We start from the raw sequence: 22,593 nt of genomic DNA, 5'->3' as shown, positions 1-22,593 counted from the left end.
TACCCGGTCTACCCATCTGACCATCTTGGACCCTACCACTAAAAATTTGATACACGACAGGTTACTTTTGAGATTAACAAAAAAACATTGTCTTACCCTCGGTTTGCTGTATAAGAATATTTAGGTATAAAAAATGCACCGAGGGCATTTTCTATGAAGGAACGTTCTGCCTTATTGGCGTCACAGCCTATCTACAATCGATCAAACGAAGTACATGCGGTAGAGCTCCTTTTTCGGAATGATCTCAACCAATCCGCTATGGACGTAGGTGATACTCGGGCCACCAGCGAGCTGCTTTTCAACCTCTGCACCGGTATTACTGACCAAACCGAGCACTATCACAGCCCGGCCTTCATTAATGTGTCCGGGGATTTTCTGTTGTCGCAAGGTTTCTTGCCGATCGACCCGAATCTCGTGGTTATTGAACTCGTGGAGCGCATGGAGCCGACAGAAGAGCTGGTGGCTGCCGTTGCCCGTTGGCACGAGCAGGGATTTCGTTTTGCGCTGGACGACTTTGAGTTCACGCCTGCTTGGGACGAACTGCTGAAGTTTGCCTCAGTTATCAAAGTTGACGTGTGCGTTTTTTCACCGGAGCAGGTGGCCGAACATCAAAAGCGATTGTCCCATCTCGATTGTCTTTGGCTTGCCGAGCGGGTGGAAGACGAAGCGACCCGCTCGGTGTATATGAACATGGGGTTTGATCTCTTTCAGGGTTATTTTTTTGCTAAACCAGCCATCATTTTTGGCAAAAAATTAACCCCGGCAGCCCTTCATCTCGCCCGTTTGCTAAGTGCTTTATATACAAGTGAGCCAGATGTCGATGAGCTTGCTGGAATCATCTCTGCCGACCCGGGCGTTGCGGTCAGCTTATTGAAGGTCATTAACAGCCCAATCTATCGCAGCAGTTCTCGTATTACCTCGGTTAAAGAAGTGGTGTTAAGGCTGGGCATCAACAACTTGCGTCGTTGGGTTGCGTTGGTGGCGGTTGTCAACGCGGCTTCACCACAGGGCGCTCGTATTATTCTTGCCAGAGCACAAGCCTGCCAGGAGTTGTCCATACGTGCCCACTCCAAATCTGTTGATCCATCTCAAGCATTTCTGGTCGGTTTGTTGTCAGGAGTTGATGTGTTGCTTGGCGTGGATCGGCATGCCTTTCTGGAAAATCTCTGTATTTCTGAGGAGGTCCAGAATGCTCTGAATGGGTTTGTTGGTCCGTTGGGGAAAAATCTTCAGATAGTCATAGACGTAGAACGAGCTGTCCAGATGAAAGATAAGCTGCACGAGATAGATCACCAACTGTTAACACTTTATCGCCATGCTTCGGAATCGGTCCAATTGCTGCTGGATGATGCTTAGTGCAGTAAGCAATCGAGGCTGTCGGTATTTTCGTAATGCATTGTTAATAAAAGTTGTTGTCAGGGGTGTCACTGTGTTTTGCCAGCATTTCTTAAAGCACGAAATGCGCGATACGAAATTTTACAAAAAAAGCATTAAAAGTCGTCATAAAAAGCTTTAAATGCAATTCGATGGTTCTATATTGCAAATTATTGTGGCGCACTGAACCAACGAGGCGCAGCTGAAAAGGGGCATCTGGCCCTCTCTTACAAGGAGTTTTGAAATGTCGGCAATCGGTGATGTGTTGACTGGCAACGAACTAAGTTCTGCCGTTCTCGTGCGCAAGGCCGTTCTTTTGTCAGGCATGTCTGCCACAACGTTGGGCAGCTTGTTGATTGCAGCAATCCTGGCTTACCAGAGCCAGTTGTGGGTGGCGGCAGTGCTGCTTTGTTTTGCGACCGGTGCATGTGTGTGGGCGTATTCAGCGTTCAAAGCCCTGAAAGCAGGTTTCGCTTCTCAAATTCCCGCCTATGCCGGAAGGCAGAAGCAAGCTGAGAGCTACAACTCCATGTTGACTTCCTTGGAAACTGTGGTGCCGCTATGGCGCAAAACTTTGGATGGTGGCCGGGAAAACATGGAAGAGGCGGTGACTGAATTGTCGCAACGCTTTGATGCCATCGCGAACAATCTCGATGTGGCACTGAACTCATCAGATGGCAGCTCAATCAAGCAGAAAGAAGCCTCTATCAAGGATATTACCGACTCCGCGACAGAAGCATTTGAGGAGCTTTGGCATTCGCTCGATGACTCCGCGCACCGGGACTCCCAGACCTTCTCAATGATTGAGTCTCTAGAAGTGCAAATGTCTTCCCTGGTCAAGTACACCGAAGAGGTGAAGGGCATTGCCGATCAGATAAACCTGCTGGCACTGAACGCAGCGATTGAAGCCGCCAGAGCCGGTGAAGCTGGTCGTGGCTTTGCCGTGGTGGCTAGCGAGGTGCGAAAGCTGGCCAGGAAATCAGCCGACACTGGCGACAATATTCAGGGTGTGGTGTCTGTTGTGAAAACACAGGTCCACGGTGCCGTCGACCAGGCGAAAGAGAATTTCGAAGCATCTCGTGAGGCGAGAGAGCAAAACCAGAGCACCATTCGGCGCACTACCGAAGGTATTAACAAGCGAGTATCCAGTATCGCCCAGGATGCTCAGGCTCTGATGAAATTAAAGAGCGATGTGGAGTGGCAGGTGCAGGACGTCATCGTTCAGTTCCAATTCCAGGATCACCTCAGTCAGGTGCTGACTCACTTGTCTGACGCGCTGCAGGACGTGGAGATCCTAATGGCTGAGCGGGATACCGAGGACCATGAAGGGTTTATCTACTCCGTTTCTCAGTTACTGAACCAAATGAAAACCCGTGCGACGACGGCGTTCGAACGGGACATTCTTGAAGGCAGAGCCACTCAACGGCCTATCAATGCCGATGAAAGCAGTGAACTGACTTTATTTTGACATACGAGGACTCAAACATGTCGAAAACCATTCTTGTTGTAGATGACTCCGCTTCCGTTCGGCAGGTCGTGGGTATGGCATTGCGGGGGGCTGGCCATGAAGTGGTTGAGGCGGTTGACGGCAAAGATGCACTGGCCAAGCTTAGCGGCCGCAAGTTCCATCTGGTGGTGAGCGACGTGAATATGCCGAACATGGACGGTATTGCGTTTGTGAAGGCATTGAAGCAGAAAGCCGAATATCGCTTTACCCCGGTTTTGATGCTCACCACCGAATCCGAAGAGAGCAAAAAGGCAGAGGGTAAAGCCGCTGGTGCAAAAGCCTGGCTGGTTAAGCCGTTCAAGCCTGATGTGTTGCTGGCTGCGGTCACCAAACTTACCTGAGACTGGCGACATGAACACCCAATCTCCCCCCTGGAAGGCACCCTCCTCACTCACCATCTATGAGATCAGAGCGTTGGAGGAGGCATTTATAGCGTCAGGCTCCGCTAACGCTGACCGAACCTGGGATCTGAGTGACGTACAGGAAGTGGATTCTTGCGGTATCCAGTGGCTTGTCACGGTGCGTGCCCGGTTGCGTGCGCAAGAGTGCACTCTGACATTGCTCCACGCCAGTGATGATTTTGTGGAAAAGCTGAGTTTTCTCGGTTTGTCCTTCCTGTTGAGCCCAAGCGTGGAAGAAACCAGCCATGTCTGATCCTGTACTGGTGTTCCGGGAAGAAGCCGCCGAGCATCTGGAGAACCTTGAGTCTGCGCTGTTGGAGCTGGAGCAACATCCTTGGGATGAGGCCCAGATCAATGTCGCTTTCCGCGCCATGCACACCATAAAAGGTGCCGCCGGCATGGTGGGGTACGACCATCTGTCGTACTTCACCCATCACCTGGAAACCCTGTTTGATACCGTGCGCAATGGGTCACTGGTGTTGGACCAGGGGCTGATCAATCTAGTGCTGGAGTGTCGGGACCAGATTGAAGAGCTGTTGGCGCGCCCCAGTCCCGGTGCGGAATCCATGGCCATCAGTGAAACTTTGATTGGGCGGCTGACGGCGGCCATGCCAGCCAGTGCTCAGGTGGCCAAAAAGGCTCAAACGTCGGTTGCTGCTTCGGCCAGCCCGGAGACAGCGGAACAAGCCATTTATCGAATCGACTTTTCACCGAACGAATCGGCGTTTAAAGACGGTTTTGATCTGTTGCCAGTCATGCGGGAGCTTCACTCTCTCGGGCCTTGTTTCGCCTCTGGTTACTTGAATAAGCGCTTCAGTGTCGAGACCTTTGATCCCGAGAACTGCTACCTAGACCAGACCGTGATTCTGACCACTAGCCAGGGCCGTGACGCGCTGGACGATGTCTTCATCTTTGTCCAGGACGACTGGCATATCGAGATCACCAGAATCAATTACGACGAAGCCTGTCGTCTTGGCGATTTGTTGGTTCAGCAGGGCGCGGCTAGCGCTGCTGAGCTGGAACAGGCGTTAAGCGCAAAACCGCTGGCCGGTGAATTGTTGACACAATCGGGTGTGGCCGATTCGGAAGCAGTCGAGCAGGCATTGGCCACCCAGAAGCACATCCGCGAGCAGCAACGCCAGGTCCAGCCCGAGCCGGAAAAAACCATCAAGGTGCCACAGCGCAAGCTGGACCAACTGATGGATCAGGTTGGTGAACTGGTCATCCTGCAGGCGCGCCTGGATCAACTGGCGTTGGATTCCGGCGATGAACATATCGAAACCCTGGCCGAAGAGCTTGCCCGTTTGTCCACCAATTTGAGGGAAACCACTTTCGATATCCGGATGCTGCCGATTGGCTCAACCTTTGGCCGCTTTCGTCGCCTGGTTCGCGATCTCGCCAAAGATCTGGGCAAGGAAGTGGTGTTGGAGACCAGTGGCGCCGAAACAGAGCTGGATAAAGTCGTTATCGACAAACTTGCTGACCCGCTGGTGCATTTGTTGAGAAACAGCCTGGATCATGGCGTTGAAACGCCGGAAGTTCGCGAAGCAGCCGGTAAGCCCCGCAAAGGTACGATCCGTCTCGACGCCTTTCATCAGCAAGGACAGATTGTCCTGACGATCAGTGACGACGGCGCCGGCATTAACGCTGATCGTGTGTTGGCCCGCGCGGTCGAACGGGGCGTGGTATCCGCTTCCCAGACCCTGTCCGAGTCCGAGATACACCAACTGATTTTTGAACCGGGCTTCTCAACGGCTGAAAAAGTATCGGATGTTTCTGGCCGTGGCGTCGGCATGGATGTGGTCAAGACCTCCATCGAAGGCCTTCAGGGCCGGGTTCATATTGACAGCACTCAAGGCCGGGGAACGGCCATCAAAATCACCTTGCCCATGACGCTCGCCATTATCGACGGGCTGATGGTTCAGGTGTCTGACAGCTATTACGTAATGCCACTCAGTGTGGTCGAAGAGTGTATTGAAACCCTGTCCAGCCAGACAAGCCACCGTGATGGTGGGCGCCTGGTTCGGCATCGGGATCAGTTAGTACCGTGTGTCCGGCTACGGGAATGGTTCGATGTGCCGGGCAGGCAACCGTTAATAGAACAAACCGTGATCGTTCGCGTGGGCGACGATACTTTTGGAATCACCGTGGACGATGTGATCGGTCATTTCCAGACCGTGATCAAGAGCCTTGGAAAGCTTTATGAGGATGTGGAAGGGGTGATGGGAGCAACAATTATGGGCAGTGGTGGCATTGCCATGATTATTGATGTGGCGGCACTGGTTGATAAGACCAGAGGTTCCAGGGCAGACGTAGCCCAAATGGGCTAAGGACAAAAAAATGTTGAAGCGAGTTACCATTAAAGCACTGTTGTACACCGGCTTTACCCTATTGGTTGCCCTGATAGCCCTTAATAGCTATTTGAGCATCGATGCATTGAATCGAGCTAAAGAGCGACTCGACGAAGTAGTGAATACAGATGCCCAAAAAGTGCGAATAGCCGGTCAGATCCGGTCAGAACTATTGGAAGTCGATCGACTGAGGAAAACAATGCTATTGAGCGAGACCGCTCAGTCCAAGAGAGAGCTGACAGCAAACACGGTGGCTGCGCAGGAGGCTTTGGCTGAACGGCTTACAGAAATTCGCCAGTTGATCGCCAGTCCGGAAGGAGAGCAGGCGATCAACCGGTTTGAGAGTGCTGCTCAGGCAACGTTTGATGCCGGGCGTCGCATGAGAGAAGTAGCTTCGTTGACATTGGATACCGGTAGCTCGGAACTGCAGATTGCGGAGGCCAATCGAGAAGGTTATCTGATCCTGCGTGATGAAGCCGAGCCGCTGGTTGATGAAGCCATTGAGGCGCTAAGAACCGTTCTCCAGATCGCCGATGCTGATATGGCTGCGGCCATTGAACGGGCGGAAATCCGGTATCAGGAGGCCAGCACCCAGTTACTGACCATGCTGGGTATCTCTTTGCTCATCGGTATTGCCGCTTCCATCGTGATTATCCGCCGAATCAACGAAGTAGGGCGCATTGCAATACGCATTGGCGAGGGTGATCTGAATCAGCAGTTTGACTTGAAAGCCAGCGATGCGGATCTTTATGGCGTGCTTCGGAACATGAACCATAAGCTTCGTGAAATTGTTCGCGAGATCAAAGAAGCTTCGGACAATGTGTCGTCCGGCAGCATTCAGCTGAGCAGTACAGGACAGCAGATTGCCGAGGGTGCCACCGAACAGGCCGCGTCGCTGGAGGAAGTGTCCTCCTCCATGGAGCAGATGACCGCCAACATCTCCCAGACGGCTGATAACGCGCGTCAGACAGAGCAGATCGCTCGCCAGTCGGCGACCGATGCCCAGAGTACCGGTGAAGCGGTGCATGAATCCGTGGCGGCGATGAAAGATATTGCTGAAAAAATCGGCATCATCGAGGAGATCGCACGCCAGACCAACTTGCTGGCACTGAACGCTGCCATTGAAGCGGCCCGTGCGGGTGAACACGGCAAAGGCTTTACCGTGGTGGCGGCCGAGGTTCGCAAACTGGCCGAACGCAGTCAGCGCGCAGCGGGCGAAATTGTTGAGCGCTCCCGCAGCAGCTTGGAAGTCAGCGAGCGTGCCGGAGAAATGCTGGCTGCTCTGGTACCGAGTATTCAGAAGACCTCTGACCTGGTACAGGAAATCAGCGCGGCGGCTGTCGAGCAGGATAAAGGCGCGTCCGAAATCAACAAGGCGCTTCAGCAGCTGGATCAGGTGGTGCAGCAATCAGCGGCGTCTGCAGAGGAAATGGCAGCGACTTCTGAAGAGTTGTCTGCTCAGGCTGAACAGATGAACACTACCGTTAGCTTCTTCTCTGTGGATGGCAGTGCGTCCGAGTACAAAGCTTCCAAGCCGAAGACCACAGCCCGTCAAACTGCGCAGCCACCGACTCAGCTCCGCACCCACTCAAAGCTCAAGCCTGCGGCTGCCGGTATTGATATCAACTTGGACGATGACGACGACGAATTCGTTCGTTACTGAGGTGCATGATGGAAAATCGTTCAGTAACTTCCGCTGACAATGCAGTGGAGAGCGTGGATGCCATTCAGATTCTGTCCTTCATTCTGGCAAATGAGTGGTTTGGGGTGGAAATCAGCGGTATTCAGGAAGTATTGGAACACCGCAAGGTGACGCCTGTGCCGCGTACGCCGGAGTTCATGCTTGGGGTGATCAATCTGCGGGGCAAAGTGGTTCCGGTGGTGGATTTGCGGGTGCATTTCTCGATGGCCGTCACCGAACCGACCGTGGATACCTGTATCGTCATTATCAACGTGGAAATTGACGGCGAGGAAACTGCGTTGGGCATTCTGGCTGATCGGGTTCAGGAAGTGATTGAAATCCGCACCGACGATATTAGCCCACCTCCCAAAATCGGTAACCGCGTGGACAGCCAGTACATTTATGGCATGGCCCGCTGTGACGAGCACTTCATCATCCTGTTGCGAATCTCGCGTATTTTCTCCTCCGAGGAACTGCAGCAGGTATTGGATCGTGTTCCCGAACCGGATGCAAAAGCACAGGGTTCGAAGCGACTTTCGGGTGATGATGAATGAACCGCGAGGATCGTTTGCGGCCTGCCGACCATCGGCGGGTCGCTGACTTTATCGCGAACCAGGCCGGGATTCAGCTTCCCGAACACAAACGCAGCCTGATCGAAACCCGGATACGACGCCGGGTAAAGGCAACGGGTCATCAAACTTTCGCCACCTATCTGGATTTCGCTCTGTCTCCGGCCGGAGCCAAGGGCGAGCAAATCCTGTTGATTGATGTACTGACGACCAATAAAACGGACTTTTTTCGTGAGCCTGGTCATTTCGATTTTCTTCAGCACCACATTCGCAATCACTGGGCAATGCAGGGCGGCCCAGGGTTTAGCCGCCCTTTGAAAGTGTGGAGCGCCGCGTGTTCAACAGGAGAAGAACCCTACACGTTGGCCATGGTTATGAAGGAGCTTCAGGAAAACGTGGAAGGGTTTGAGTTCACCATCGACGCGACTGATATTGCGCCTTCGGTACTGGAAACGGCAAAAAAGGGCATTTATGCCTGTTCGCGTATCGCGCCGGTGGCGGAGCTGCTGCGGAAAAAATATCTGTTAAAAAGTCGTGACCCGGCAAAAGCGTTGATTCGGATGGACCGCTCCCTTCGTTCGTGTGTGCGTTTTTACCCGTTCAATCTGATTACTGGTCATTACCCGGAAAAGCCGACCTACGATGTGATCTTTTGCCGTAACGTGATGATTTATTTCAACAACGAAGACCGAGAGAACATCCTTCGACAATTGCGAGGCACCCTGCGCCCGGGCGGGCTGTTGTTTATTGGCCATTCTGAAAGCATCGGAACGCTCAGAAGTGAATTCGAGACCCTGATGCCAACCGTTTTCCGGAGGCTGGACTAATGGCGTCGAAAATTCGTGTGTTGGTTGTCGATGACTCGGCGGTGGTGCGCCAGACTCTGGTTGAGATTCTGAATGCCGACCCGGCTATTGAGGTGATCGGCACCGCCTCCGACCCCTATATGGCCGTGGACAAGCTTCGGCACATGCGCCCGGATGTGATCACGCTGGATGTGGAAATGCCCCGGATGGATGGGGTTACTTTCTTGCGCAAACTGATGAGCCAGTCGCCGTTGCCGGTGGTGATTTGCTCGTCCCTGGTGGGTGAGGGCACGGAAACCCAAATTAAAGCGCTGGAGTACGGTGCGGTCGACATTATTGCCAAGCCCACCATGGGGACACGGCAGTTTCTGGCTGAATCTCGCGCCCGCATTACCGATGCCATCAAAGCGGCTGCACAGGCCCGGGTGTCGAAGCTGCCGGCCCTGCGTGCAAAGCCCGTCCCGAAACTGACGGCGGATGCGGTGATTCCCGTTACACGCACCAGAGCCATGGCCGAAACGACAGACAAGATTATTGCTCTGGGTGCATCAACCGGTGGCACCGAGGCTATCCGAGAAGTTCTGGAGGCCATGCCGGCTGACTGTCCGGGTATTGCCATTGTTCAGCATATGCCGGAAGGCTTCACCCGCTCGTTCGCGGAGCGCCTGAACAAGCTGTGCCGGATTGTGGTGAAAGAGGCTGAGGATAGTGACACTTTGTTGAGGGGGCACGCCCTGATTGCACCCGGTAACCGACACATGCTGATCAAACGCAGTGGAGCCAGGTATTACGTGGAATTGAAAGATGGCCCATTAGTAAGCCGCCACAGGCCTTCAGTAAACGTTCTGTTCCGGTCTGCCGCTCGTTACGCCGGCCGAAATGCGATGGGGGTTATTCTGACCGGTATGGGTGATGACGGCGCAGACGGGCTGGTTGAAATGCGTGAGGCCGGTTCTGTGACATTTGGCCAGGACGAGGCAACAAGTGTGGTCTACGGTATGCCAAAGGAGGCCTGGTTACGTGGAGGTGTGGTTCATCAACTGCCTTTGCCAGATATCCCGGGAGCGCTTTTAGGCCAAATGCGAGGCAGGAAATAAAATGCAATCAGCGCATAAACCGCCTATTGTCATTCATGCTGGAGAATTGGTGTTTGGCAAGGGGCGCCGGCGGATAAAGACCCTGCTGGGTTCCTGCGTGGCCATTACGTTGTGGCATCCTCGCCACAAATATGGCGGTATGTGCCATTTTGCTCTGGCCAGAAAGCCAGCAACGGAAACCGCAAAGGGTAAGACGGATGCCCGCTATGCCGATGACTGCATGAGGCTGTTCCGGAAGCTGGCAGAAGAGCGGGGCACCCGGCTCTCCGAGTACAAAGCCAATATTTATGGGGGCGGCAACATGCTGGCCTCGGCAAGGCTTGCTCCGGATTCGGAATTTGTCGAAGTCGACCGCAGTCCGGTGGGTGATTCAAACGCGGCCCAGGCGTTTGCATTGTTAGTGGCGGAAGGCGTTTCTATCAATGAGGCGGACGTGGGCGAGCAGGGCTATCGAAAAGTGGATTTTGACCCGATGACAGGGCAAGCAAAGGTCGAATTCGTACCTATTGCGAACAACAAAATTTAATCGGGGTATAAGCCAACGAATGAACAAAATGACCGCAAGCTTGTGGCGACAAGCGGCGCTGCTGTTATTGATTTTCTGCTGCCTGGCTATTGGTTTGAAAACGCTGGTAATCGAATTTGTGCCAGCCTATACCATACCTCATAGCTGGGATTTGCTGCCTTCTGGAGGGCTGGCGTTGACGTTGGCCGGTGTGGCCATTACCACGATTGTGCTGAACATGCGGAGTAGCCAGCGCCTGGCAGCCGCCATTGCATTAATTTTCTTTGGTGCATACAGCTTGGTGTGCCATGACGGCCTCTACCTGCAGGAAAACGGGGACGGTTTGGGCGATGGACTCTGTCTCCCGGTTCTCCCGGCCATATTTGTCACCTTGATGGGTGTGTGTTGCGGTCTCGGAGTAAGCGAGCGCACCAAGTTATTGTGGCGGGTGAGTGGCACGCTGAGTGTGATTTTTGGCGGACTGGCATTGGTGTTTGACCTAACACCTGGAAATGAAACGAGCATTTTGTCTATTCCCGCTCAACAAGCATCTATCACCGGAGGTTTCTTCGCTCTGGTGCTGGGCGCTATTTTCTGGGGAATCAGTGTCCGTCCCAATGACAAGTTTGTATCAATGCCGTTGACGGCGACATGGATTGGTTTCGCTGGTGTTTTGGCGACGTTGGCTCTTATGTACACATCGACAGTGGACCGTCATCAAGAACGTGAGCAGGCTGCCCAGCGATTGCTGGAGAATTTTGCATTGACCATCCAGCAAGCCTCCACTGATCGCAGTCAGATGTTGCAACGGATGGCTGAGCGGTGGGTGTCTAACCCTGATGAGCGCGATCGTGAGTTTTATCTCCGGGATGCCAGGTTGCTCTCCGAAGACAAACAGAGCTTTTTGGGTTTTGTCGTTCTGGATACCTCTAATGAAAGTAACTGGCGCTATGCTCGCACTCCCACTGCCCTGATTTGGCTGCAGGATCAGTTGGTGCAGCCAAATGTGTTGCGTTGGTTGCGGGAATTTCGTGAATCGAGAAAGACCGTGTCCTGGTTTATTGCCAAGCCTGATGACCCCTCCAGGGTGCTGATCGTCAGTCGTTCCTCTGGCAACCGCAGTGTGACGTTAGTGAGCGCGGTTGATTTAGACACGTTTGTTCAGCGTGAGGTGCGAAAGCGCACGGGCCAGTTCTCAATCGATATTTCCTACAAGGGCGCCGCTATCCAGCCCCTTGAAGACGAAGCGTCCGATCAGATGGCGGATCTGCCCAGCTATGCCTTTACGTATGCTGTTCTTGGTGACTCTGATCTGACGCTGGAATTAAACGCTCGCTCAGACTCGTTCAATCTCAGGGAGCCGCTGCATCACTACTTGCCAGCCGGCATACTGATTTTTGGCTTGATCCTGACCCATCAGTTAATGATTGGACGCTCTTTGGGGGAAATCAGTCGTCGCCAGGCTCGGGAACTGAAAGTGAGCGAGCAGCGTTTCCGCTCTCTTTATGACCATCATCCGGACGCCGTATTCTCGTTTGACCGCAACGGTTTTTATCAATCGATGAACCCGGCTACTGAACACATTGTTGGTATTCGCGAAGAGGAGGCGGTTGGAGTCAGTTTTCGTGAACTGTTTAATTCAGAAACGGTACCCGGTGCAGACCTGCAGACGGTCTACAGGGCTTACGAGGAGGCCAATCGTGGTTATCCAAGAACCGATTTTCAAATGACCTTCCGGCCAAAAGGCAAAGTAGAAAGGATTTTCGATGTTACTTTCCTGCCGATCGTAGTGGATGGTGAGATTGATGGCGTGTTTGGGCTTGCCAAAGATGTGTCTGAGCGTATGAAGATTGAAGAAAAACAGCGAATTATGGAGAGAAGCCTGGAGGCCAGCAGTAACGCAATTGTCATTACCGATGCACGGTTGCCTGGTTATCCGGTGGTTTATGTTAACCCTGCCTTCTCTCAGATTACCGGTTATATTTGGGACGAAATTTATGGTAAGGCTCTAGGTATGCTGACTGGCGAGGGCACTGACGAGGGGGATATTCAGACGATTCGGACAGCTGTTGCGGAGGAGAAATCAGCCACGTTGACTTTGCGCAGTTATCGGAAGGATGGGGCACCTTTCTGGAACCAGCTGTTCCTGTCGCCTGTCAGTGATGACTCGGGGAGCGTTACGCACTTCATTGCGGTGATGAACGATATCTCCGAGAAAAAAGAGCAAGACCAGAAGCTTGCTTACCAGGCAACTCACGATGTGCTTACTGGCCTGGGTAACCGGTCACTGTTCAATGACCGCCTGAGCCATGATTTTGAACTGGCTAAACGCCAATCCTGCTTGATGGCGGTGTTGTTTATTGATCTGGATGAATTCAAGCCAATCAACGACACTCTGGGCCATAAGGTCGGTGACAAGCTGCTTATTAGCGTGGCTGAGCGTCTAAGCAGTGTGGTGCGCCCCAGTGATACCCTGGTCCGCTTTGGTGGTGATGAGTTCGTTTTGCTGCTGCCTGACCTTCAGTCGCAGGAAGATGCTGTTGATGTGGCAGAGCGTGTTCTGGAAGAGATAGCCCGCCCCCATCAAGTGGGTAACAATGAATTGCACATTTCAGCGAGCATAGGCATCGCCACCATCTCAGAGCAGCTTGAGCATTCCGAAAAACTCCTGCAGCAAGCAGATATGGCTATGTATAAAGCCAAGCAGCAGGGCCGTAATACTTATGAGGTGTTCTCCTGCGACCTGGACAGCAAGTTGTCGCGCCGGGTTGAGCTTCGAAATGATTTGCAGGAAGCGATAAAAAAAGATCAGTTACACCTCAACTACCAGCCGCTGGTAAATGCAGGTGGTGGTTTTATTGGTATAGAGGCGCTGGTGCGCTGGCGACATCCGCAGAAGGGCAATATCTCTCCGGCAGATTTTATCCCAATTGCCGAGGAAACAGGACAAATTACCCAGCTTGGTCATTGGGTAACGAAACGGGCCTGCCTGGATGCGCTGTCACTGGTCAACCAGGGACTATTGCCTGGACGAGTGGCAGTCAATCTGTCGCCGATGCAGTTTCACCGACCGAACTTCCTGGCTACTTTGCGGCAGATCCTCGAAGAAACCGGGTTGCCGCCGGAACATCTGGAACTTGAACTGACTGAAGGTATCTTGATGCGGGATATAGAAGGGGCCATTGATACCCTGAACGCGCTGAGTGGTATGGGCGTGAGCACCGCAATTGACGATTTTGGTACCGGCTTTTCCAGCTTTAGTTATCTCCGGGAACTCCCGGTCGATAAGATCAAAATCGACAAGAGCTTTGTTGATAACGTGATCACTAACGAGAAAGACTCGGCGGTGTGTAAAGGTGTGATTGCCATGGCTCGTGAACTTGACCTGAAGATGATTGCCGAAGGCGTGGAAACCAAAGAGCAGTATCATTATTTGGTCGACAGCGGCTGTACCGGGTTTCAAGGGTATTATTTCGCCAAGCCTATGGTTTTGGATGATTTGATCAAGTGGCTTGAGGGCTGCATAAAACGGCCAATGCACTGAATAAGTTACGGAAATCCGTGCAGCGCAAGGTCAAAGCTGAGCTGCACGAGATATGGATGGCCGAGACGCGCTTCGACCCCAAGTACCCCAACGCAATGGAGTGCTTGGTGAGGAGGCGGGAGGCGCTGCTAGCATTCTGCGACTATCCAGCAGAGCACTGGTTGCATATTCGTACGACCAACCCGATCGAATCGACCTTCGCTACGGTTCGCCTGCGGAGCAAACGCAGCCGGAACTGCGGTTCTCGAGCAACGACCTTGACGATGGTGTTTAAGCTGCTTCAGAGCGCTCAGAAGCGCTGGAAGCGGATAGCCGGGTTCAACAAACTGGCACTCGTCGTAAATAACGTGAAACTCTAGTAGGGTGAGCCATTAACCGATCAATCAGACAGCAACGCCGCTTGACCGCTGTACATCAGACTTGAGTGTGCCAGGCGATGTGGGTGATAGCCGTAGCCATAACCACGCGGTATGAGAGTGCAGTGTTTGTGCGAAATGCCTTGCACGGCGCCGTGTTTGCTCTGGATGTCGAAACACTGTCCATTTAGCCTACCTAAGAGATAGGTGATGCGGTACATCCATTATTTAGCTAATCGAAGAGCCTAGCCCTGACTCTTTTGAGTGAGGGCTAGGGGGCTAAAGCGTATCAACGCCCAGGTAACGCAAGTGCCTGGTCGTGTTCTGGCAACTTGAACACTTCAATAGCACTTAACAGTTCGCTTGCATGCTCTTGCAGCTGCGTGGCGGATTGGGCGCCCTCTTGGATATTGAGCGTATTACGCTGCGTGACGCGGTCCATATCGGTTACAGCATCGTTGACCTCACTAACCCCTTTGCTCTGTTCTACGCTAGCGTTGCTGATTTCTTGCATAAAACTTGTGACGCGCTCAATGGCGGCGACAATCTCTTCCGTGGCTTTGCTGGCCTCTTCTGCCTGTTTATCGCCATCCTTGACGCGTTCGAGGTTGCTGGTGATGCGAGAGGTGATCTCTTTGGCAGCATCGGCACTACGCTGGGCAAGCTTGCGGACCTCTTGAGCGACGACCGCAAACCCACGTCCGTGCTCACCCGCCCGCGCCGCTTCCACAGAGGCATTGAGCGCGAGGATATTGGTCTGGAAGGCGATTGAGTCAATCGTCGAAATAATACCGGCAATTTCCTGTGAGCTTTCGTTCAGGGCTTTCATGGTTTCAGTGACCTGGAATACGGATTCACCGCCACGCTTAGCCGTGGTGGAAGCACCGCTCGCTTCTTGACTTGCTTGTTGCGAGTTGTCGGCGTTCTTCTCCACCGTGCTGTGCAGCTCTTCCATGGCGGAGGCCGTCTCGGCGAGAGCGCTTGCTTGCTGCTCCATGCTAGAGGCCAAGCCATTATTGCTTTCAGCTATTTGCTGGCTATTACTCGCCACGGTTCCCGCTGAATGTTGAACTTGGGCAACAAGAGCACGTAATTGATCTACCATGCTCGCCAGTGCGGCCATAATGCTGCTGTTATCGTTCGCGGCGAGCTTTGGCTTGATAGAAAGATCTCCTTGACCGATGGCCTGTGCATAGGCACGTACTTCACGTGGTTCTGCGCCTAGTTCTTTCACCAATTGTCGAGAAATAAACGCGGCAATGCCAATGCTAAGCACAATGGCAATCAAGGTTAACGTAATCATCAGTTGGCTAAAGGTATCGGCCACGCCGCGGGCAACGGCGGTATCCTCGGCGCTTTGCGCTTCTTGAAAATCGATAAACACGTTGATGGCATCAAGCCATTCGGCAAAGGTGCTACCGCCTTCGCCGACGACGATTTCACGAGCGGAAATAAAGTCTCCATCACGGCGCTCGCTAATAATCTCTTGAGCAAAATCACGGCCACGCTGAGCAATGCGCTCAATCTCGGCGATCATTTCTCGCTCGCGCTCAGAAATGGTTTCAGGGTAGTTTTCGAACATGTCGTTCATGCTGTTTTCGGCTTGGCGATAATTGTTGGCCAGGCGGTCATGAAGTTCTACCAGATCATTAACCTTTTGAGTGTCACTGACCAAGGTAATGTCGCGCAGCGCAATCGCCCGGTCATGCACACTGCCGCGAAAGTTAATCGCGTGGCGCATCATCCGACCATTGACGTCATTGATCACATACAACCGCTGGTCAATCGTGTTGACGCGGTCAATGCCGACAACGGTGAGAGCACTAAAGATAACCAGAAGGGCTCCAAACCCGGCCATTAAACGATGGCGAACCTTGAGGCGTGCAAAACTCAACATGAAGGTGATCCTATTACGGTCTGCTCAGATGTTTGTCTTATAAGCGTATAATACCACTTATTGTACAGTATTTGTACAGCTATATTTTGATATAGACCTTATGCCTGTATAAATATGGCCCTGCGTTAACGTGCAAAAGCGCTACTAGACCCTCATCTTTTTGATGTAAGTCATATGAGGTGCATGTTTTGCTTAGTCCGATACGACGGCGTCTCGTATTGCCGGGCGGTATGAGCCGTTTCTGTTTTCCATACCAACCACTGGGAAATGAATTGCTTATGACTTGTTACGACACGTTACTTTACTGCCTGGACAAACGTCCGCTTTTCTTAGCCTGCCATCGTTTTTAGATGATATGTTTATATCCATAGCACTGTATTAAGCCGCGAGGGTGATATAGGATGCTGGCGATTAATGTCGTGTATTGGGTGCAAATTGATGAATGCTCAATAAGCAGCACGGCTTCTGGGGGCCTTTTCCAATTAGTTGCGTTTTTGTCTTTGACGCTTTTCCTCATGTACTTACGTCGAAGGTTAGGCTTAAGGGTATGCCTATCTAGCGGGTAAGCACGTACATCATGGTAAGAAACAGAAAGTATGAAGTTGCAAGAAGAGGACGTCATGGACGGAGCGGGTTCGGATAGAGAAACGACTGATAACTCGGCAGCGCTGGCGCAAGAGATTAAACGCCACCAGCAAACCATTGAGCAACTGGAGTTGGTTAATCACGTGGTTGAGCGTGTTTCTCACGCCGTAGTGATCACCGATGCGGATAACCGCATTCTGTATGTTAATCCCGCCTACGAAAAAATGAGTGGTTTTAAGCTATCGCATGTGATGGGCAAAAAGCCTTCGATTTCCAAATCCGGCCGGCATGGGCCTGAATTCTATCGCAAGATGTGGGCTGCGCTTGAAAAAAACCGTCACTGGGAAGGCGAAATTTGGGATCGCCATGAGGATGGAACGGTATTTCCCAAGTTGATGAGTATTGATCGATTGGTAGACGAAGGGGGTAATACACGCAATTTCGTGGCAATGTTTTACGACCTTTCGCAACAGAAAGCGTCAGAAGCAGAAATTGAGCGCTTGCAATATTACGATACTCTCACGCAACTGCCCAACCGTTTTACCAATAAGCTCTTCCATGGCATAACCGGTCATTGTGGTCATCGCATGATTGACGTAAACAATCCGGTCCAGGCCAGTCGAGTTCTGCGGTTGTGATCAACACGGCATTGAACGACTGTTCTACAGCCGCCTCCAAAAGCTGTCGATAAACGATATTTTCCATGGCATCGTCTTTTGTTAGAGAGCAGCGCAAGTGGTTAAAAGGTGCGGTATTGAGCACGTTCATTCTGCTAGGGCGGTGCCTCTCTCGATAGTTAGCTAGAGGCAGTGATCAGGATGAAGAAGTGTTATTGCCTAACGCTATATGGTTTGATGGACAGCATCAAAAGCGTCCTGGAGATCTTTGACGACGTGTTCATACGCTGGTCGTGCATAAAAAAAGCCTTGCTGCAGGGAGATGCCTGCATTCATCAGCCAACGTGCTTCTGCCACGGTTTCGACACCTTCAGCGATTAATATCGTATCAAGGTGACGTCCCAAGGTAATTAACGTTTTTAACAACGTTTGGCGGCGCGGATCGTGATCACAGTTCATAACCAGCGCGCGATCAATTTTCAGTTTATTAGGCGATAAGGTGGTCAGCAGATCCAAATTAGCATAACCACTGCCAAAATCGTCCAAGGCTACTTTAAAGCCCATTTCTTTGTAGGCATCCACAATGTCTTTGATGTGCTGACGGTCACGTACCTTTTCCGTTTCAGTAACTTCAAAGATCAGCTGATCTATAGGCCAACCCACCCGCTCGGAGACCTCCAAAGTCGCTTTAATGCACGCTTCGGGTTCATAAACAGCATTGGGAAGGAAGTTAATTGATAAGGGCTTATCCATCCCCAGCTGACTTGCAAGCTCAATCGCTTTAACCCGGCAGGCTTGGTCAAAACGATAAATCAGTTCATCCGTAACTTGATTCAAAATAAAAAAAGCAGACTCGTTGTTGACACCCCTGACCAACGCTTCATAGGCATAAATAGTGCGTTGAGTGACATCAACAATTGGCTGAAAAGCCATTGAAAACTCAAACGGTGTGCCACCACTGCAATGTGAGCACTGCCCTTCAAACCCGTCGCAGTTTGTCATGGTTCGTTCCTTATGTTGTTGGTGCTGTCTGGCCTTATAGGCCAGCTCAATGCTCACTAACCCAAAAACAGTCTACAAGTTACAGCGCCTGTAACGATTTTGCTAAAGAGATATTACCCTTCATTTTGATAAAAATAAGCTCTGCCAAGGTCACTGGGTTAAGCATTGCTGTAATGGATGGTACGCCTTACCGCGTTCTCTGGAGCATTAGACCGATACGAGACGCCTCCCAACGCGTGACCCATTACCTCTCCTTACAAGACGCCATTGCTGACATTAACTTAACGTCGCGCATGACGAGTTTACTCGCCAGGCTAAACTGCTGCATATAGCGGATAATACCGTAAGCTTTGGGGGTTGGGCCGCCGGTAATCCCCTCATTTATAAGCAGGGCACGCTATTAAAGTCGGCCTCCGAGGTCGCAGGTTAGATGCCTGTCATCAAGCGAGGGTTCTCGCGAATATTTGTTGAGTGTATATGTTTCAGTGGGAAGCGAGCTGGTTAAAAAGCGCTGTATGATTGCGTTCATGCAATTCTCGGAGCTACTGGCAACGTGACGATAAAAAGGCCAGGTTGCTGACGATGTTTTGGTGACGCCATTAACTATGGGTTGGTTTGTCCCTGCAGCACTGCTGATGCATTAAGTATTCTGTATATTTAGCTGCGTTATGGGTGGTCATTTCGCGCCACCCTGATAAAGTCCATTGATTAGCAACATAATGCTGAAGGCTGAAACTTCCTTAGTAAGTGCTAAATGCAGATGACATGGAGCCGTTTGTGCGAGTCAGCGACCAAATCTCAACAAATTTCAGTTTCCTAGCCGAGCATGACGCGCTTTTTGTGCAGTTGGCATCTGCTGCTGAAGGGGCTTTCTCCAGCGACCCTAACACTACCCTTATCAAACTCCGTCAGCTAGGCGAAGCGCTTGCTCAACATCTGGCCGCGCTATCCGGTATCGAATGTGACGAACAAACCAGCCAGTCGGATCTTCTTTACCGCCTGAACCGTGAATTGCGTCTGGAACCTCAGATCAAAGAGCTGTTCCATATTCTGCGTATCGAGGGCAACAAAGCCACTCATCAGTTCCGCACCCAACACAAAGAAGCGATGGACGGCCTGAAAGTGGCGCGAGCCTTGGCCATCTGGTTTCACCGTTCCTTTGGTAAAGCCGGTGCCAGTTTCAGCCCCGGCCCCTTTGTGCCGCTCGCCGACCCCAGCGCGCAGTTGCGCCAGCTTCAGAGTGACATCGAAAAACTCCGCCACGACCTACAACACGCCAACATGGCGCTGGATAGCAGCCAGCAGCTCAGCCAGCTGATCGAGCAGGAAAAAGCCGAATATGAAGCGCTGGCCGTGGCCATGGATGAAGAGTCCCGCGCTTTGGCGGAACAAGCCCGCCAGCACGAACAGGCCTTAAGCCGACAGCAACAGGCCTACGAGCAAAAGATCAAAGCGCTGCAACAACAGCTTACTCAGCAGGGTGAACAAACCGTCAACCAGCAGCGCCAGCAAGTTGCCAAAAAGACCAAGGCGGCCACCGATACGTTGGTGCTGAGCGAAGAGCTCACCCGTATCCTGATCGACCAGCAATTGCAGGAAGCCGGCTGGGAAGCAGATAGCCAGGAGCTTACCTTCCAGAAAGGCGCACGCCCTGAAAAGGGTCACTGCCGCGCCATCGCCGAATGGCCCACCCATCATAACGGAGAGAAGGGCTGGGCAGATTACGTACTGTTCGTAGGGTTAACCCCGGCTGCGGTGGTGGAAGCCAAGAAAGAGAACACTAACGTCGCCGGTAAAATCAGCCAGGCCGAACGGTACAGCCAGGGCTTTAAGGTAGAGGCACCGTTAGTCGGCGCCTGGGAGCAGATAGGCCGCACCATCGCTTGGCCCGCTGACGAGAGCGGCCACTACCACGTACCTTTTGTGTATTCCTGCAACGGTCGCCCCTATGTACCGCAGCTGGCGGAACAGTCTGGCACTTGGTTTCGGGATGTGCGCGAGCCCAGCAATCTGCGCCGGGCACTGCCGCAGTTCCACACCCCCGGCGGCCTGCTGGATTTGCTGGAACGGGACAAGGAAAGCGCCGAGAAACGGTTAAAGGAAGAACCCTTCGGCTACCTGAAACTGCGGGAATACCAACAGAACGCCATCATCGCCACCGAAAACGCCCTGGCGCGTGGCGTGCGCACCGCGCTGCTGGCCATGGCCACCGGCACCGGTAAAACCCGCACCATCATCGGGTTGATGTACCGCTTTCTGAAAGTCGAACGCTTCCACCGCATCCTATTCCTGGTGGACCGCACCGCGCTAGGCCAGCAAGCCACCGATGCCTTCAACGAAGCGCCGTTAGAACAGAACCACACCCTCAGCAAGATCTACAACGTCGCTGAACTGGGCGACATGGCGGCCGAAGCGGAAACCCGTATTCAGGTGGCCACGGTGCAGGCCATGGTGAAACGCATCTTTATGAGCGACAACCCACCACCCATCGACCAGTTCGACTGCATCATCATCGATGAAGCCCACCGGGGTTACACCCTGGACCAGGAAATGACCGAAGGCGAATTGGCCCTGCGGGACACCAGCCAGTACCTGTCCAGCTACCGCCGGGTGTTGGACTACTTCGATGCGGTGAAAATCGGCCTGACCGCTACTCCGGCCAAACACACCAGCGAGATTTTTGGCAAACCGGTTTACACCTACTCCTATCGGGAAGCCGTGGCCGATGACTGGCTGATCGACCACGAGCCGCCCATCCGCTTTGAGACCCTGCTCACCCAAAACGGCATTACCTTCGAGAAGGGCAAGCCGGTCGACGTCATCAACACCCAGACCGGCGAAGTGGACACCACCGAGCTGGAAGACGAACTCAGTTTCGAGGTGGATGCCTTCAATCGCCGCGTGATCAACGAGAACTTCAACCGGGTGATCTGCGAACAGCTGGTGCAGGAGCTGGACCCGTTCGGTGATGAGAAAACCATGATTTTCTGCGCCACCGACCTGCACGCGGATATGGTCAAACGCCTGCTGGATGATGCTTTCAAGGATTTGTACAACGGCCGTTACAACGAAGCCGCGGTGGCCAAGATCACCGGCCAGAGCGACAAGGTGAACCAGCTCATCCGTCGCTACAAGAACGAGCGCTACCCCAGCATTGCTATCACGGTAGACCTGCTGACCACCGGCATCGACGTTCCACGCATCTGCAACTTGGTATTCATGCGCCGCATACGCTCACGCATCCTGTATGAGCAGATGATTGGTCGCGCCACTCGCCGCTGTGACGAGATCGGCAAGACCGTGTTTCGCATCTACGACCCGGTGGATATCTACGCCGCCCTGCAGGATGTGAACACCATGAAGCCACTGGTGAAAGATCCCAACATCACCCTGGAGCAGCTGGTAGACGAACTCACCGATGATGAGCAGTTGGAAAAAGCCCTCGCTAGCCCCGGCGAGCAACCGGATGAAAGCCAGGCCGATGTGGTGCTCAGCCAACTCAGCCAAAAGCTCATGCGAGTGCTGCGCAAGGCCGACAATAAAGCCGAAAACCGTCCGGAACTGAAGCAGAAACTGGACGAACTGCAGCAGAGCTGGGGCGTGGAGCCTAAATCTCTGCACGCCCACCTGCGCGAGCTTGGCCCCCGGCAGGCCTCGGCATTTATCAAACAGCATAGCGGACTGCTGAACCAGCTAGCCGAGGTGAAATCCCTGGTGGGTAGTGACACCATGCCGCTGATTTCCGACCACGAAGACGAAATCCGCGAGCGATTTCAGAGCTATGGAGTGCATGATAGACCAGAAGACTACCTGGACAGCTTCAATGAGTTCATCAAACAGCAGCTCAACCAGTCTGCCGCTCTAGCGGTGGTGGTCAACAAACCCCGCGACCTCACCCGTGAGCAGCTACGGGAAGTAAAGCTGCTGCTGGACAACCACGGCTACTCCGAAGCCCGCCTGCAAAGCGCTGTGCGCAACCAGACCAACAAAGACATCGCTGCCAGCATCATCGGCTACATCCGCCGTGCGGCTCTGGGCGAGCCATTGATTCCGTTTGAACAGCGTGTGGCGGAAGCCATGAATCGCATCTACATCCAGCACAACTGGACACCGAACCAGCGCAAATGGCTAGAACGCCTCGCAAAGCAACTAGTGCACGAAGTTATCATCGACCGGGAGTTTGTGAACCACCGCTTTGCCGACGACGGTGGAGCGAAGCAGATGAACAAGGTGCTGGGGGAGCAGTTGGATACCGTGCTGGAAGAGCTGAATGAGGCGATGTGGCCCAGTGCGAGCTAATT

15 protein-coding genes and 2 pseudogenes are annotated in these 22,593 nt (G+C 52.8%); 14 read left to right on the top strand and 3 right to left on the bottom strand.

Annotated elements, in window-relative coordinates:
• Window positions 1-153: 153 nt before the first annotated feature.
• The 12 genes and pseudogenes from LG301_RS13920 to LG301_RS13865 form a co-directional block, all read left to right on the top strand.
• Window positions 154-1,356, top strand: coding sequence for an EAL and HDOD domain-containing protein (locus LG301_RS13920; protein ID WP_404471748.1), 1,203 nt, complete (start codon window positions 154-156; stop codon window positions 1,354-1,356).
• A 262-nt stretch (window positions 1,357-1,618) separates the two neighbouring features.
• Complete coding sequence (locus LG301_RS13915; protein WP_404471747.1) at window positions 1,619-2,842, top strand: methyl-accepting chemotaxis protein; 1,224 nt, start codon at window positions 1,619-1,621, stop codon at window positions 2,840-2,842.
• Between the two features lie 17 nt (window positions 2,843-2,859).
• Window positions 2,860-3,222: a response regulator gene (locus tag LG301_RS13910; protein ID WP_404471746.1), complete on the top strand. Its 363-nt coding sequence runs from the start codon at window positions 2,860-2,862 to the stop codon at window positions 3,220-3,222.
• Window positions 3,223-3,232: 10 nt separating this feature from the next.
• Window positions 3,233-3,535 (top strand): lipid asymmetry maintenance protein MlaB, encoded by a 303-nt coding sequence (locus LG301_RS13905; RefSeq protein ID WP_404471744.1) that lies wholly within the window; start codon window positions 3,233-3,235, stop codon window positions 3,533-3,535.
• The gene (locus LG301_RS13900; protein WP_404471743.1) at window positions 3,528-5,612 is read left to right on the top strand and encodes a chemotaxis protein CheA; all 2,085 of its coding nucleotides are present in this window, start codon (window positions 3,528-3,530) and stop codon (window positions 5,610-5,612) included. Before LG301_RS13905 ends, LG301_RS13900 begins: the two co-directional genes overlap by 8 nt.
• A gap of 10 nt (window positions 5,613-5,622) precedes the next feature.
• Window positions 5,623-7,296 carry a methyl-accepting chemotaxis protein gene (locus LG301_RS13895; RefSeq protein ID WP_404471742.1) on the top strand — a complete coding sequence of 558 codons (1,674 nt, stop codon included), beginning with the start codon at window positions 5,623-5,625 and terminating at the stop codon, window positions 7,294-7,296.
• A 5-nt stretch (window positions 7,297-7,301) separates the two neighbouring features.
• Window positions 7,302-7,868, top strand: coding sequence for a chemotaxis protein CheW (locus LG301_RS13890; RefSeq protein WP_404471741.1), 567 nt, complete (start codon window positions 7,302-7,304; stop codon window positions 7,866-7,868).
• Window positions 7,865-8,710, top strand: coding sequence for a CheR family methyltransferase (locus tag LG301_RS13885; protein WP_404471740.1), 846 nt, complete (start codon window positions 7,865-7,867; stop codon window positions 8,708-8,710). Before LG301_RS13890 ends, LG301_RS13885 begins: the two co-directional genes overlap by 4 nt.
• On the top strand, window positions 8,710-9,786 hold the full coding sequence (locus tag LG301_RS13880; protein ID WP_404471739.1) for a chemotaxis response regulator protein-glutamate methylesterase: 1,077 nt from the start codon (window positions 8,710-8,712) through the stop codon (window positions 9,784-9,786). The genes LG301_RS13885 and LG301_RS13880 overlap by 1 nt, the downstream gene beginning before the upstream one ends.
• Before the next feature lies 1 nt (window position 9,787).
• Window positions 9,788-10,312: a chemotaxis protein CheD gene (locus LG301_RS13875; RefSeq protein ID WP_404471738.1), complete on the top strand. Its 525-nt coding sequence runs from the start codon at window positions 9,788-9,790 to the stop codon at window positions 10,310-10,312.
• Window positions 10,313-10,331: 19 nt separating this feature from the next.
• The gene (locus LG301_RS13870) at window positions 10,332-13,835 is read left to right on the top strand and encodes an EAL domain-containing protein (RefSeq protein WP_404471737.1); all 3,504 of its coding nucleotides are present in this window, start codon (window positions 10,332-10,334) and stop codon (window positions 13,833-13,835) included.
• A pseudogene (locus LG301_RS13865) lies at window positions 13,811-14,194 on the top strand (transposase); the annotation flags it as partial. The gene LG301_RS13870 and the pseudogene LG301_RS13865, both read left to right, overlap by 25 nt.
• A gap of 286 nt (window positions 14,195-14,480) precedes the next feature.
• On the opposite strand, the gene LG301_RS13860 reads toward LG301_RS13865, so the two are convergent.
• Window positions 14,481-16,088: a methyl-accepting chemotaxis protein gene (locus tag LG301_RS13860; RefSeq protein WP_404471736.1), complete on the bottom strand. Its 1,608-nt coding sequence runs from the start codon at window positions 16,086-16,088 to the stop codon at window positions 14,481-14,483.
• A 596-nt stretch (window positions 16,089-16,684) separates the two neighbouring features.
• On the opposite strand from LG301_RS13860, the pseudogene LG301_RS13855 reads away from it, so the two are divergent.
• Window positions 16,685-17,152: pseudogene (locus LG301_RS13855) on the top strand (PAS domain-containing protein); the annotation flags it as partial.
• Here the strand turns inward: LG301_RS13855 and LG301_RS13850 are convergent.
• A complete protein-coding gene (locus LG301_RS13850; RefSeq protein ID WP_404475273.1) occupies window positions 17,153-17,248 on the bottom strand; it encodes a hypothetical protein in 96 nt (31 codons plus the stop codon). It lies immediately after the preceding pseudogene.
• A 267-nt stretch (window positions 17,249-17,515) separates the two neighbouring features.
• Window positions 17,516-18,292, bottom strand: coding sequence for an EAL domain-containing protein (locus tag LG301_RS13845; protein WP_404471735.1), 777 nt, complete (start codon window positions 18,290-18,292; stop codon window positions 17,516-17,518).
• A 765-nt stretch (window positions 18,293-19,057) separates the two neighbouring features.
• On the opposite strand from LG301_RS13845, the gene hsdR reads away from it, so the two are divergent.
• Window positions 19,058-22,591 (top strand): type I restriction-modification system endonuclease, encoded by a 3,534-nt coding sequence (gene hsdR, locus LG301_RS13840; protein WP_404471734.1) that lies wholly within the window; start codon window positions 19,058-19,060, stop codon window positions 22,589-22,591.
• The last annotated feature ends 2 nt before the right edge of the window (window positions 22,592-22,593 follow it).

Source organism: Vreelandella venusta (assembly GCF_044809155.1).
Taxonomy (GTDB): Bacteria; Pseudomonadota; Gammaproteobacteria; order Pseudomonadales; family Halomonadaceae; genus Vreelandella; species Vreelandella venusta_B.
Note: the sequence above shows the minus strand (reverse complement) of the source record. Positions and strands in the feature narration are given on the sequence as shown.

Excerpts from the sequence above, each read along its gene's own strand:
- LG301_RS13920 (WP_404471748.1), top strand. The coding sequence starts at position 154 with ATGAAGGAACGTTCTGCCTTATTGGCGTCACAGCCTATCTACAATCGA.
- LG301_RS13915 (WP_404471747.1), top strand. The coding sequence starts at position 1,619 with ATGTCGGCAATCGGTGATGTGTTGACTGGCAACGAACTAAGTTCTGCC.
- LG301_RS13910 (WP_404471746.1), top strand. The coding sequence starts at position 2,860 with ATGTCGAAAACCATTCTTGTTGTAGATGACTCCGCTTCCGTTCGGCAG.
- LG301_RS13905 (WP_404471744.1), top strand. The coding sequence starts at position 3,233 with ATGAACACCCAATCTCCCCCCTGGAAGGCACCCTCCTCACTCACCATC.
- LG301_RS13900 (WP_404471743.1), top strand. The coding sequence starts at position 3,528 with ATGTCTGATCCTGTACTGGTGTTCCGGGAAGAAGCCGCCGAGCATCTG.
- LG301_RS13895 (WP_404471742.1), top strand. The coding sequence starts at position 5,623 with ATGTTGAAGCGAGTTACCATTAAAGCACTGTTGTACACCGGCTTTACC.
- LG301_RS13890 (WP_404471741.1), top strand. The coding sequence starts at position 7,302 with ATGATGGAAAATCGTTCAGTAACTTCCGCTGACAATGCAGTGGAGAGC.
- LG301_RS13885 (WP_404471740.1), top strand. The coding sequence starts at position 7,865 with ATGAACCGCGAGGATCGTTTGCGGCCTGCCGACCATCGGCGGGTCGCT.
- LG301_RS13880 (WP_404471739.1), top strand. The coding sequence starts at position 8,710 with ATGGCGTCGAAAATTCGTGTGTTGGTTGTCGATGACTCGGCGGTGGTG.
- LG301_RS13875 (WP_404471738.1), top strand. The coding sequence starts at position 9,788 with ATGCAATCAGCGCATAAACCGCCTATTGTCATTCATGCTGGAGAATTG.
- LG301_RS13870 (WP_404471737.1), top strand. The coding sequence starts at position 10,332 with ATGAACAAAATGACCGCAAGCTTGTGGCGACAAGCGGCGCTGCTGTTA.
- LG301_RS13860 (WP_404471736.1), bottom strand. The coding sequence starts at position 16,088 with ATGTTGAGTTTTGCACGCCTCAAGGTTCGCCATCGTTTAATGGCCGGG.
- LG301_RS13850 (WP_404475273.1), bottom strand. The coding sequence starts at position 17,248 with ATGACCGGTTATGCCATGGAAGAGCTTATTGGTAAAACGGTTGGGCAG.
- LG301_RS13845 (WP_404471735.1), bottom strand. The coding sequence starts at position 18,292 with ATGACAAACTGCGACGGGTTTGAAGGGCAGTGCTCACATTGCAGTGGT.
- hsdR (WP_404471734.1), top strand. The coding sequence starts at position 19,058 with ATGGAGCCGTTTGTGCGAGTCAGCGACCAAATCTCAACAAATTTCAGT.